The sequence below is a fragment of the Bacillus sp. R86525 genome, from assembly GCF_042466195.1.
Classification (GTDB): domain Bacteria; phylum Bacillota; class Bacilli; order Bacillales; family Bacillaceae_G; genus Bacillus_A; species Bacillus_A nitratireducens.
Genome location: NZ_JAXHPX010000006.1, coordinates 111008 through 124181 on the forward strand (window position 1 = coordinate 111008; position 13174 = coordinate 124181).

A 13174-nucleotide genomic window follows, 5' to 3' on the forward strand; every position below is an offset into this window, starting at 1 on the left:
ATGGAGATAAGTGGAATTAAAGCGATTGTATTTGATTTATGGGAAACTTTAATACCTTTTCCAAAATCATTGAAAACAAAAGCGTTTCTGGAGACAGCAAAAACATTAAACTACGAGCCCAGTCAACTTAAGCCTCATTGGGAAGCTACGAGAAGAATTAGGGAAACAATTCATTTAGAAGATTATTTCTATTACTTAAAAAATGAAATAAATGCTAATTGGTCAGATCACACAATTAAGCAAGCAATGGAAGTTAGAAAAAGTATTCATGGTAGTGCCTTTAAAAATCCAGATGTTTACGCATTATATGTTTTTTATGCTCTTCAGAAAAAAGGTATAAAAACAGCAGTTATATCTAATTGCAGTAGTGATGTAAGAGAGATGTTAATGTCCTCGCAAATAGGCCCTCTTATTGATGAAGTTATTTTGTCTTCTGAAGTAGGAATTATGAAGCCGGATGTCTCTATTTACAAAATCGCATCAGATAGACTGAACGTTCCAGTTAACCAATGTATTTTCCTGGGAGATGGAAATGATAATGAACTTGATGGAGCTAAAAAGGCTGGCATGAATTCAATATTGATGAACAGAGGCTATGATCGAGGGTGGAATGGAAGTGGGATTAATCAATTATCTGACATTTTAACGGAGGTAGAAATCAATTGAATTATATAGTAGATCCAAAAGAAGATATCTCGTTTGAAATAGATTTTGTGTACTCAATAGAAGATATTGATGAAATTCAATTGCTCCAACTCTCAAAAAATAGAACTTATTATGTAAGTAAACCTTGGCTTCTTGCAATAGAGAGATTAAGAAATGGTAGCACAGGTTACATAATAGCTCATAGACATGATGGAAAACTAGCAGGTGTACTACCTATATATTGGGGGAAACCAAGCCAAAGGGGATATTATGAGCCATATAATAGATTTTTATTAAGATCTGGAGGGAATTTTGGAACTTCTGACTGGTCGCCAAGTTTAATTGTAGGTTCTAGAGCAGCATACTCATGTGAATTTTTAATTGATGAAAATTTACAAATAGATGAACAGAATTACCTACTATACCGTCTATTTAGTGAAGCTTATTGCTACTTAGAAAAATTAAATGCTGTCTCAATCTCGGCTCTCTACATAAATCCAACTGGAGTTGATCAACTAGAAAAAATTGTTGGAAAGGACTCCTTCTTTGTTGCAGGTGCTAATACAGTTATAGATATTAAGTGGGAATCATTTGAAGAATACATGAGTAGTGTGAATACAAAAATTAGACGAGAGCGAAAAGTATTCAATTCTAAAGGATATAGCGTTGTAAAAAGCGATTTATTAGAGTCAAAAGAAATTCTTTCCGAATTATTCTCAAGTCATGAAAGAAAATATGGGCATGTGGCCTCTGCTGAGAGCGAATTGAAAGAGTTAACTGTAATGACTAATACATCAAATGAGAATAGTCTAGTGTTATTGCTTAAAACTGAAAATGAAACTGTAGGTGGAGCATTGTTTTATTTATGGGGAGACACTATATTCGCTAGAAGTGTGGGTATACATAAAGATTACTCAGCAAAATCATTTGAATATTTTAACTTAGTATATTATGAAGCTATAAAGTTTGCGATTAAAAATGGCTATAAACATATAGATTATGGAATGGCTACATACCGAGCAAAATTAATAAGAGGGGCTCGAATTGAACCTTTAATGGGATTTATAACATCAAGGAATCAAATGAATCCTCTAAATGAAAGTACATTTTACCAATGGACTAAGGAAAGGGAAGCAGCTATAGAATCAGGAGATGCTTCTCAAATAGAAAGGAGTCAAATACCATGAAATCTGTTTTAGTAGTAAATACAGGAGATAGAGTACATTCAGCTGCTCTCGCTGCACGGCTGGATTTAAAAGTTACTTTTGTTATTGAGGAACGTTTTATTGATATGTATCCAAAAGGATCTGATCTAATTATTGTAAAAAACTTAAACAATCCTTCAGAATCTACTCAAACTGTGGTTGAGTCTAGAAATTGTAATGAGTATTCTGCAGTAATTTCCCTATCTGAAAGAGCCGCACTAACTGCTGCATATATAAGAAGTTTCTTAGGATTAGAGGGGGCTTCAGTTTATACAGTTTTAAACACAACTAATAAATTTGCAATGAAACGTAAATTAGAAACGGCTGGAGTTAAAGTTGCTCAATATAAGATTGCTACTACCCAAGAAGAAGCAATCGAATTAAGTAAAGAGGTAGGCTTTCCTGTAATAATTAAACCAATCATGGGTGCAGGATCAGACGCTACAGAAATTTTTTACTCAGAGGAAGATATAAAAAGTGAAGCTGCAGTTAAATTTTTCAATCAATTAAAAAATCCAATAACCACTTCTGAAAAGGAGTTTCCGGTTATCATAGAACAATTTTTAGATGTTCAGCAAGAATTACATTGTGATGCTTTAGTAATAAATGGAGAAGTAAAATTTATTAAAGTCTCAAAATATATTAAACCTGTCATAGAATATAATAGTGGTATTTTTGGTTCCATAACCTTACCGAACTCTAACGAAATTAGTAAAGAAGTAATAAAAATTCATGAAAAAGCAATCGAAGCTGTCGGTATCAATAATGGAGTAACTCATTTAGAAGTTTTCGTAACATCAAAAGGACTAATAGCAGGTGAAATTGCTTCAAGACCTGGTGGGGGCGGAATTAGAAAAATGTTAAATTATCAGTATGGATTTGATTCATGGGAAGCACATATTGCATTATCATTACAAGAAAAATATATTTATGAACAGTCCACGGATTGGAACATAAATGACGAAATAGGGCAATTTATGCTTCCTGTAAAAAGAGGAAAAATAAAATTGATGAGTACTGAAGAAGATTTCATAGACATACCTGGATACATTAGTTCAGATATAAAAGTTAAATCTGGAGACGTTATAGATGGACTATTAGATTCCTCAGCAGTAAGCGGTATAATTTATGTGAAAATTCCTAATTCGGTATGTTTGGATGAATTAATTTCACTTATAGAAGAAAGGTTCAAATTAGAAATAGAAGAGAGAGTATATAATTAATAATGGGATGTGAAAGTATGAAGAAAAAATATCTTATAGTACCAATGCAGCCAACACCTAATGGAAGAATGCATATAGGACATGGAACGGGTACATATCTGAGGGCTGATATACTTAGTCGTTCTTTACGTCTATTAGGTAACGATGTAAGCGTAATAACTGGAAGTGATGCATATGAGAACTGGATCTTAGCTGCATCAATTTCAACTGGAATGACTCCAGAGGAAACATGCCAACATTTCCATAATGGGATCATAGAAGATTTATCTAACTTAGACATCTGCATCGATGAGTGGATAAGTCCACTCTCTGTGGAACATAAAGATTCATATTCTAAGATTCATGAAACTATTCTTAAAAAGTTAGTAGATAACAACGGAGCAAATCTAGAAGAAGAAAATGTTCCATATTCAAAAGAAACAAAGAACCCTTTAATGGGGACATGGATTTCAGGTTTATGTCCATATTGTCAAACACCTTCTGGTGGAAGTTCTTGTGTGAATTGTGGTGCACACTTTCAACCCGAAGAACTTTTAGAACCTAAATCAAGACTAGATAATAGTACTCTAGAATGGAGAAGAGTTAAAAGCTGGTTTACTAGACCATTAGATAAAAATAATATCGTAACATCTTTAAAAGAATCTGGTGTTAATGAGAAGTGGATGGGAGCGGTAAATAAGTATTTTGACCAAAGTGGAGGTCGTATTCGTTTGAGTGGACCTGGAACTTGGGGGATAAATAGTGAATTAGTGGAAGATGGATTTGTCCTATCCAATCCTTATTACATATACAGCGTATATTGTGGAGAAGTTTATAAAGAGAAGAAAAAAGAAGAATTAAATCCATTTGATCCTAAAAGCTCTGTTATTACAGTTGGGGTCTTCGGAAACGATAATTCTACTCCAGGACTCATTGCACCTCATGTCATAGCACAACAATCTAATGACTATGTGAGTCCATTTGACAACACTATCGTCAATGGGATGTTATTTTTAGAAGGACAAAAATGTTCTACTAGTAAAAAACATGGAATATGGCTAAAGGATATTACAGAAGAAAACACTGGTTTAAGTTCTGATGAACTAAGATATTTTCTATCACAAATTGAGCTGGATGATGGGGTAGCAGATATTACTTTAAGTAAAATGGTAAATGAGATTAACCAATTGAGATCTTGGATTAAAACTAAACTAGAACCAGCGATAGAGAATAATATAAATTCCATAAAAGTAGATATTACTAAAAACATTTCTAAAGCTGTTTCAGAACAATCTAAGTTTCTTCAGCCAAATAATTTTAATTCTCCCTCAGCAGTAAATATACTTAAGGAATGGATGGATAACATTACATTAGATAATGAAGAGTGGCTAATAGGACTTGCTATTTTAGCCTCTCCAATAATGACTAAATTATCAAAAGACATCTGGAATCATTTAGGTTTAGAGGGAGAACCGTCTTTTTCTTATAATGAAACATTTATAAATATTAAAACTAATTCCCGAACTGTAAAGTTTAATTGGAATAAGTCTGATATTACCGTTAACGATTTGAATAAATTTGTCCACTTAGCTGAGTCACTAGTATGAGTAAGATGTCACTAAAAAACAAACTTAATCCTTTGAAATCTAGGCAAATTCGTCACCTCTTTATTGCAAGAAGTATTTCAACTTTAGGGGATATGGTAACTCCAATAGCTTTAGTATTTGCCATTTTAGATTTCTCTGATTCTGCTTCTGCTTTAGGGATTATACTGGCAGCTAGAGCAATACCAAGTGTTGTATTACTGTTATTCGGTGGTGTAATAGGAGACAAATATAACAGAAAAATAATATTAGTTATATCCAGTTTAGTTGGTTTTATATCACAAGGATTAATAGGAATTCTTTTACTGACCGGAGAGGCCACAGTACTAAACATTGCTATGTTGACTGCAGTTAGAGGGGGCATTAGTAGCTTTTTTAATCCCGCCTTTACAGGAGCAGTTTCAGCAGTTGCTCCTAACGAAAAAAAACAAGAAGTATTTTCATTGTTTGCTATAACTAATAATATATCAGAAATTGCTGGACCTGCTTTAGCCGGAGTTTCATTACTGTATATAAATCCAAGCTGGTTGTTGATTGGTGACTCTCTTACTTTTTTAATTAGTGCGATTCTAATATTTACATGTGGTAAAATCGGTACTCCTAAGAATTCAGGCTTCAAAACAAATTTACTATTTAAGGAAATGAATGAAGGACTGAAATATGTGTTAACACAAAAATGGTTAACAGCATTAATAATAAGTGCTAGTGTATTCCAATTATTCCTATTGTCTAGTATGCAAGTTCTCGGACCTGTTGTAGCGGAAAGACATTTGGGAGGTGCACCGGACTGGGCATTAATATCAATTTCACTTGGAATAGGGAGTTTGGTTGGAAGTCTTTTAGCGATGTATTATAAACCAAATAAACCATTATTAGTAGCTTATTCCTTGTTAATACTAGGAGCTGGTCCAACATTACTACTGTTAGCAATACCAGCACCTCTTTATCTATTAGTAATTTCAGAGTTTGTAGCTGGGATAGTAATTTCTTTCTTTTCAACCTTGGAAGCAACTACAATTACTAAAATTGTTCCAAACCACCTTTTATCCCGAGTAGATTCTATTAATAGGTTTGGCTCAATTTCCCTTAAGCCTGTTGGATTAGCATTAATAGGACCGCTATCGTTGATGATTGGAATTAAATTCACACTTATAATTGCAACAATAATAACTTTACTCGCAATTTTATGGCCATTAACGATAGTCAGTGTTAGACAGTTAACTACAAATGAAATTAAAATCGAACATGAAGAGCAAACAGTCTAAACATTTATGTATTATAAAAAATAACCTCTTAAGATAATATATCTGTAAGAGGTTATTTTTATATAGGGGATCCTGACGCATCGCTCTCAAGCTAAGAAAAGCAAATACCCCAAATAGAAGGTCCTTCATACCAAGATTTTAATTAAAACGCCCTGATTAGAATTTAAGATCTTGATGCAATGTACTGACCGTGCACAACCATATTTAATAAAAATTGCCCTTTTTTGGACTAACTTTAGATACTAAGTTATGGCACCTACTTATTGATGATAGAAGTTATATAAATATCTTTGCTGTAATTATCCTTTTTCGGGGAGAGGAGCAAAGATATCCAAAATAAGGATACGCTTGAAAACAGAAGTATATGGAGATGTTGCTTTAAAATAAAGTTTGATCAAAAACCTCTTACCAACTCACATTCTATGGCACACAAAAAGAATCGATTTTGAAAAAGGATTGATTAAAACCGACTCTTTCCTTAGGGTTGCGTGTACAGTTTTTATAAAAAAGTTTGTTCATTTTCTGTCTATGTTCCTATACAACTATGCCCGTTTATGAAGTTGATATTTATTTGATATGCGAACCTTTTAAAGCTTATATGTATGAATCATCCCCCATATTCATTTTTTTCTATTACCTTAAATTCACCTGATTTATCTACGCTAAACAAAACATAACGCTCCTTGCCATCATCTACACCTGAAGAGCTACTTGGCTGCAGTACTATATTATAAATACCTTCTGTTAAAACATTACTTCTGTTAAAATCATTCATAATGCTAAGGATATCTGGTATATTCCCCTTATTTTTTTCTACACTATAATAATAATTAAAGTTCACTACTCCCATATGATAAGAATAAATTTTAGATTCACTCATTTTCAAAGTTTTAATTAATTTTTTCGTGTCTAATTGTTGGCTTTGTTTAAACTTTGTAAGCAATTCTTTTTCCTGTTGTTCATCGATAGTAAAGTTTAAATAGTAATAGAAATTTTGTTTCCCCTTATCAAATGCATTATTTGATACACTTAATAAGTTATATCTTTTAATAATTTCATTTGATTGTTTTATAACATCACTATGTTGTTGAATATAAGCGCCTTTAAATATATCTAAGAAGACATACTTATCATCATCTTCATCTATCTCATAAGAATTTTTGTCAATAGTTAAATATGTAGTGGTATAATACGGTTTTTTTATTTCTATATAAGTTTGAATACCTGTTCCTCCAAGTATGTTGTCAGATGCAGAAAGAATTTTAAAATCTCCATCTTTTATCCCATAATGCTCTTTTAAGTTATCTCCTAATGGTTTACGGATTTGTATTTTTGTAAAAACATCAGTAAGTAAATATAGTAATATTACGCTAAATCCTACTATGAAAATAGTTGCTATTACTTTCTTCACTCTCAGTACACCTGCTTTTTATAACAAATAATACTTTCAACATTGCATATATTATTTAATCACAATTTATATAGAATTATCCTATTTTTTTGTTTTAGAATGGATATTGTTCTAATTTTTGGTTTGGAATAAATTTTGATCAAAGCTTCAGGAGTTTTATCCGATGATGCAAAACGGTGCAACTTTTTTACAAACGGTTAAAGATTATTCAAAACGGTACGACTTTTTTATAAACAGTACAATTTTGTTTTAAATCGACACTACTCCTTTTATATTTTAATAAAATTCAAGACCTTTCTTCATTACCCTACTTACTTAGAGTAGATTCCCTTAAAGATTATTGACCAAATTAATATCAGCTGGTTTAAATTATCTGGATATGTTTTCTACCTACAATACTGTATAACTCTTACCTGTCTAGAAAATCGATTTTTTCTTTATGAAATTTTGCTTAGCGTACGAAATTCGCGTTTTGTTGGTGCTACCCCATCGCTATCAAGCTAATATTTTAATGTACCTTCAAAACGAAAAAACGGTATTCTTTCTATCTAAGATGTAGGAGGAGTATCGTTTATTTTTATAGATGTAAAAAACTTTCGACATTTATAACAGAATTATATAAACTAAGAATGTAAAAAGTTTTTGACAAAATCTTGGGTGATATTCATAAAAATGGAGAACATAATTCGTATTTTACGTAAAGAGAAAAAGCTTTCCCAAGACGATTTAGCTAAATTATGTCATGTTTCAAGACAAACGATTAATGCGATTGAGAATAACAAATATGATCCTACATTGGAACTTGCTTTTAATTTAGCTAAATCCCTTGGTGTAACGGTTGATCAATTATTTATAAAATCTAGATATGGAGTAGTGGCAAATGAAAAATGGAATTAATATCTTATTTACTTGTTTATACATTGTGATTATGGGGTTACTTGCTTTTGAATGGTATGAGAAACAACAGATTTCTATAACCTCGTTATTTGTAGCAACAATCATTTTGCAATCATTATTTATGAAGAGAATTTTGAAAGGTAAAAAAGAGAGCGAGAATTTTATTGATGAAATGTTTTTACATATCAGACAGAAAAGCTTATCAATTTATTGTTTTGTAATGTATGTTTTAACTTTAGGTACTTTATTTTTATCAGAAGGAACATGGAATTTTAGCCAAATGCATAATAAACCGTTAATTTTTCTGGTTTTCTTATATCCTATCGTTTACCAAATAAGTCATAGAGTTGTTTCAAGAAACAACTCTTAATAGACTATTTAAAAGTGGGGAAAAACGCTATTCTTTCGGTATAAGTTCAAAACGAGAGGATGGCGTTTTTGTATGTCTATTTCTGTATCAGATGAACTACAACTATTTGCTCAAGAAATTCAAAATTTCTTATCTCCAAATTTCTTACGAAATCTTGCTAGAGATGTTGGTTTGGTACAACGAACCAGTAAGTATCAAGCACAAGATTTAATAGCTTTATGTGTATGGATTAGTCAAAATGTTGCTTCATCTGTTTATCCAGGTGCAGGAGGATGCAGTCATACAGCAGGGTTGAAGATTCAGCTTGAATACGATCTATTAAGTGGACAGTTCCTACATATCCATACAGGTCCAGGTAAACAACATGATCGAACCTATGGTTCTCTTTGTGTCCCGACTGTGAAAGCGAATGATTTATGTATCCGAGATTTAGGTTATTTTCACTTGAAAGATTTTCAACATATAAAAAATAAAAAGGCTTACTATATCTCTCGTATTAAATCAAATACACGTATTTATCAAAAAAATCCCACACCTGATTATTTTCAAGATGGAAGGATCAAGAAAGGTACAGAGTATATATAGATAGATATGGAGGTCTTAATGAACTCTCTTCAACCAGGACAAACATGTGAAATATCCGACGCTTATGTAGGAATGACTGATAAAGTACCAACTCGTGTAATTATTCATCGGTTAACAAAAGAACAACAACAAAAACGATTACAAGATCAAGCTGTAAGAGAAAAAAAGAAAGGAATGAAGTATTCTCCGCGTAGCAACCGACTTAGTGGCATCAATGTATATATGACAAATATCCCCTACAGATATTGTTCCCATGGGACAAGTACATGATTGGTATTCTTTACGTTGGCAAATCCAGATTTTATTTAAAACATGGAAATCATTCTTTCATATTCATCATTGTAAAAAGGTAAAACCAGAACGATTGGATTGTCATTTATATGGTCAATTGATTGCCATTCTACTCTGTTCTTCTATCATGTTTCAAATGCGCCAATTGCTCCTCTTTCATAGCACTTAATATTATGAATAATATCATCATGATTTAGATTATCCGAAAACTCAACTCAAAAAAATTTGCAACATAGACCTAGATTGTAACTAGGCTTAAGAATCTTTGTGCTAGAATAACCTATTTACACAATGGCTGAGTGAATATATATGAAATTGGCTGGTTTCTAATCTAAATATATACTCTATTATATAGATGAACACAAGTAGATTAGGGAGTTACTAAAAATATGAAAGAAATAGAAATTATAAAATCAATAGAAAAAATAACTATTACATGGCAAAGCGCAGCAATAAGTATTCCATTAGAAGATATAATCGAGGTTAGTAAAAATAATACGATTAAGAACACTACCAAGGTGGTAGAAATTGGTAGTAAATTCAATAATTCAGAAACTATCTTTATTAGAACACAAAAATTGGATTATATATTATTTACAACTAATAAGTTAACACTTCTAAATAAAATTAAGTTTTAACTCACGAAGAGTTCTAGTGCGAATTTTTCTAAGTATTTTACAACTAGCTCTGCCAAGATTCCAAAAATATTACATATCCATAAGGAATCTTGGCAAAGAAATAATGAACAATAATGAGGGGGAATGAAAATAAATAGACAATAAATCTATTTTAATTATGTAAAAAATATATAATTATTGTTAATGATATTAAACCTTTTTAATATTTAATTAGAGGTTAAATTTAAAATTCATCTTCGAAAATTAAATTACCGGCATCATTATCTTTCGTCAATCGCTGATTCAGGTAATTTTCTTTAGTAGTCCGATCATTTTTATGACCTACTGCAGCTGCAATAACATGAGGTGGTAATCCTTTGTAATCATATAAGTACTGCACATAAAAATGTCTAAAGAAGTGGGGAGTAATTCCAATATTCTCTGTAAAGGATAGCTGGGTATCCTTTATGATTTTAGAAATATATTGTGACAAATAATTCTCTCTATAAGCAGTATGGTTTTTAGTTTGAAATACTGTGCCACCATTTCTATTCCCAATGTCTATAGGTAATCTTCGCCGCATTCGAAATGCGGCAATTCGATTAAAAATCTCCTTATTAATAGAAACAATCCGTTCATTATCCCCCTTTGTATCAACCTTTAAATAGTATCGACCTCTTATAGCGTCATACTCAAGATCTTCCCACTTTGCATGTGCTACTTCTGCAACACGTAACCCTGTAGTAGCTAGGACTGACAATAAAGCGTAATTGATTTCATTATCCTTGTAGTAATGAAGTAACTGTTTTACTTCCTCATATGATAACTCACGTTTAGGTTTATGTTGTTTATTTATAGTTGTACTTAGTATCTCAACATGTAGAGGATCCTGAATATATTGGATTTCATATAGCCATTTCAAATATGAACGAATAACACCAAGCTTTCTACTAATTGTAGATGGCTTGTATTTATCTTTTGATTGATAGGAGATTGCCTCTTGAGATAACCATTTTTGATAATTACGGATATGCCGTTTTCTAAGGTTTCTCCATACTTGACCAAATTTATAATCCTTTACATCTTTCTGTAGAAATTCCTCACTTTGTTTAATAAAGAAGTAAAACTGACTTAAATCACGTGCATATAGGGTTCTTGATGCATCCTTGATCCGTTTTTCTTGGTCAAAATGTGTTTGTCGATTCAAGTAGTAGTATAGTATTTCTTCATCTGAAAATCCTTCATATGTATATGAATCTTCTCTTTCATTATTTTCCTTTTTTAATTCCGCTTCATATATATAATCATGGTTCCATAGTGCAATTAGATTTGTAAAATTTTGTTTTTGTTTCTCTATGTTATTTAAAGAAGTCTCACTATGAATAATATCTATTTCAAATTTCAGTGTTATTCAACCCCTTATAAATTTCTTTTATATTAAATATTATAACGTAATCAATTAGAAAAAAAATTACATATTAAGATTAAATTTTACAAAACAATAAATATATAATAACCATAGAAAATCTCCCATTTTCTATGGTTATTATTTAATTTGAAAAATAGTATTTTATTAACACGCTTTATTAATTAATAAAATGAAATTTTAAAAGAAAATTAAATTAGATATTATTATAATTTACAATCTAATTAACATATCAATATATGTTATAATTTATTTAATATATAACATATTATAAATTTTAATTTACATAATATTATTATGTAAAATTCGAAGTGTGAGGAGGAATTAGAATGATTAGCGGATATGAAATGACTATGACTACAAATGAAGTAAAAGGTTATTTAGATATTAGTCACTTTATTTTTAATAATTTAATGAAGCAAGGAAAGCTAACACCAATCAATAAAGATACATGGCGTTTAGATGGTAGTTTTTTATTTAGTAGAGTAGAAGTAGAGAAAGTAAAAGAAGAACGTAAAATCGAGGGTATTACTTTATACCAAGCAAGTAAAGATTACCATATTAGTATGAATCAGCTTGAAAAATGGATAGAAGAAGGAAAGTTAGTTTATTCTTTAATAGATCATCGTAATCGACAGACGAAATTTGTGAAGGAGGAGGATCTTCGTGAACTTGTTCAGCAAGTAGAACAAGCTAATCCTGTATATACATTTTCGCAGAAATATAATGTAGTATTATTTCAAAAGTTTGTAAAGGGCAATACATTGGCACGTGTTATTTCTATTCCAAAACGTGGTGATATTATAGTTATTGATGAATTTGGAACTAATATGACACTTAGTGAGGCATTAAAAGCAGGATATGAGTCTGCTTATATACTGTCGGATAAACCTAGAAGCCATCATCAAAGGTTTGTTAAGTTTCGTTTTCCTAAATCTAAGCAATTACGAAACAGCATTTTTCACCTAATCGATAATATATTACAGTACGTATCTCCAAGAAATATAAAGATTTCAGAAGAAGAGACATTTTGGTATTTTGAAATTCGTCAATCATTAATTACATTACCACCAGAAATTCAAATGGAATGGATTGAAGAGTTAACGCCTTATATAATAGAAGGGAAAATTGTTCCAAGAATGAATCATAGTGTGTATTTGGATAGTAATACAGTAACGAAGTCTGTCATACTTACAAGTAAGGAATACAAATATTTGAAAGAAATTACAAATGAAACAAATAGCTCTATTGAAGAATTTATAGCCGTTGCTATCAGAGACAAAATTAATCAGCACTTACTTAAGTGAAATCGAATTTTTTAATGAATTAAAGTTGAATCTAGGTATTTTCTCTTTTACTTTTATTATAACGTTTTGAGTGATACGGAATAAATGCTATACTTTGCTATTGCTAAAATGTTATTTAGGATATAAAATCTGAATATCTAGTTTTATATCTGTAATACTTCCTATAAAGTCTGCCATCAGACTTTTGGAAGTATAGAGATAGAAAAAATACAAAAATAATTGTATAAAAAATGTAGCGACAAATTACCTCTTTATGTATTAAGTAAATATATCTATTGTGTATGCAAAATAAATTTATATGTATGTTTTAATCATTAGTTCTAGAAAATTACCCTATAATTTTTTGATA

General features: G+C 30.9%; 11 protein-coding genes and 1 pseudogene. 10 read left to right on the forward strand and 2 right to left on the reverse strand.

The genetic code is table 11. From position 1 onward, the window contains the following. Genes SJY24_RS01635 through SJY24_RS01655 form a run of 5 tightly spaced genes read left to right on the forward strand, consistent with a single transcriptional unit; the run spans position 1 to position 5921 of the window. Positions 1-666, forward strand: a complete 666-nt coding sequence (locus tag SJY24_RS01635) for an HAD family hydrolase (protein ID WP_377863509.1) — start codon at positions 1-3, stop codon at positions 664-666. Further along, entirely contained in the window at positions 663-1832 is a 1170-nt protein-coding gene (locus tag SJY24_RS01640; protein WP_377863511.1) for a GNAT family N-acetyltransferase, read from the forward strand. Before SJY24_RS01635 ends, SJY24_RS01640 begins: the two co-directional genes overlap by 4 nt. Further along, positions 1829-3073, forward strand: a complete 1245-nt coding sequence (locus tag SJY24_RS01645) for an ATP-grasp domain-containing protein (RefSeq protein WP_377863512.1) — start codon at positions 1829-1831, stop codon at positions 3071-3073. The genes SJY24_RS01640 and SJY24_RS01645 overlap by 4 nt, the downstream gene beginning before the upstream one ends. A 17-nt stretch (positions 3074-3090) precedes the next feature. Further along, complete coding sequence (locus SJY24_RS01650) at positions 3091-4659, forward strand: class I tRNA ligase family protein (protein ID WP_377863513.1); 1569 nt, start codon at positions 3091-3093, stop codon at positions 4657-4659. Then, entirely contained in the window at positions 4656-5921 is a 1266-nt protein-coding gene (locus tag SJY24_RS01655) for an MFS transporter (protein WP_377863514.1), read from the forward strand. Before SJY24_RS01650 ends, SJY24_RS01655 begins: the two co-directional genes overlap by 4 nt. A 607-nt stretch (positions 5922-6528) precedes the next feature. On the opposite strand, the gene SJY24_RS01660 is transcribed toward SJY24_RS01655, so the two are convergent. Then, a complete protein-coding gene (locus SJY24_RS01660) occupies positions 6529-7332 on the reverse strand; it encodes a hypothetical protein (RefSeq protein ID WP_377863515.1) in 804 nt (267 codons plus the stop codon). A gap of 672 nt (positions 7333-8004) precedes the next feature. Here SJY24_RS01660 and SJY24_RS01665 point away from each other — a divergent pair. From SJY24_RS01665 to SJY24_RS01680, 4 genes and pseudogenes are all read left to right on the forward strand, one after another. Then, positions 8005-8229, forward strand: a complete 225-nt coding sequence (locus SJY24_RS01665; RefSeq protein WP_377863516.1) for a helix-turn-helix transcriptional regulator — start codon at positions 8005-8007, stop codon at positions 8227-8229. After that, on the forward strand, positions 8213-8599 hold the full coding sequence (locus SJY24_RS01670; RefSeq protein ID WP_377863517.1) for a hypothetical protein: 387 nt from the start codon (positions 8213-8215) through the stop codon (positions 8597-8599). Before SJY24_RS01665 ends, SJY24_RS01670 begins: the two co-directional genes overlap by 17 nt. Positions 8600-8671: 72 nt before the next feature. Further along, positions 8672-9629: pseudogene (locus tag SJY24_RS01675) on the forward strand (IS4 family transposase); the annotation flags it as partial. Positions 9630-9864: 235 nt separating this feature from the next. Continuing rightward, positions 9865-10113: a SunI/YnzG family protein gene (locus tag SJY24_RS01680; RefSeq protein ID WP_377863518.1), complete on the forward strand. Its 249-nt coding sequence runs from the start codon at positions 9865-9867 to the stop codon at positions 10111-10113. A 223-nt stretch (positions 10114-10336) separates the two neighbouring features. On the opposite strand, the gene SJY24_RS01685 is transcribed toward SJY24_RS01680, so the two are convergent. Continuing rightward, positions 10337-11497 (reverse strand): tyrosine-type recombinase/integrase, encoded by a 1161-nt coding sequence (locus SJY24_RS01685; protein ID WP_377863632.1) that lies wholly within the window; start codon positions 11495-11497, stop codon positions 10337-10339. A 350-nt stretch (positions 11498-11847) separates the two neighbouring features. Here SJY24_RS01685 and SJY24_RS01690 point away from each other — a divergent pair, with 350 nt between their 5' ends. Next, complete coding sequence (locus SJY24_RS01690) at positions 11848-12825, forward strand: DNA-binding protein (RefSeq protein ID WP_377863519.1); 978 nt, start codon at positions 11848-11850, stop codon at positions 12823-12825. Positions 12826-13174: the final 349 nt, after the last annotated feature.

Bases quoted from the DNA above. Each gene is read 5' to 3' on its own strand.
- SJY24_RS01635 (WP_377863509.1), top strand. From the start codon at position 1: ATGGAGATAAGTGGAATTAAAGCGATTGTATTTGATTTATGGGAAACT.
- SJY24_RS01645 (WP_377863512.1), top strand. From the start codon at position 1,829: ATGAAATCTGTTTTAGTAGTAAATACAGGAGATAGAGTACATTCAGCT.
- SJY24_RS01650 (WP_377863513.1), top strand. From the start codon at position 3,091: ATGAAGAAAAAATATCTTATAGTACCAATGCAGCCAACACCTAATGGA.
- SJY24_RS01655 (WP_377863514.1), top strand. From the start codon at position 4,656: ATGAGTAAGATGTCACTAAAAAACAAACTTAATCCTTTGAAATCTAGG.
- SJY24_RS01665 (WP_377863516.1), top strand. From the start codon at position 8,005: ATGGAGAACATAATTCGTATTTTACGTAAAGAGAAAAAGCTTTCCCAA.
- SJY24_RS01670 (WP_377863517.1), top strand. From the start codon at position 8,213: ATGAAAAATGGAATTAATATCTTATTTACTTGTTTATACATTGTGATT.
- SJY24_RS01680 (WP_377863518.1), top strand. From the start codon at position 9,865: ATGAAAGAAATAGAAATTATAAAATCAATAGAAAAAATAACTATTACA.
- SJY24_RS01690 (WP_377863519.1), top strand. From the start codon at position 11,848: ATGATTAGCGGATATGAAATGACTATGACTACAAATGAAGTAAAAGGT.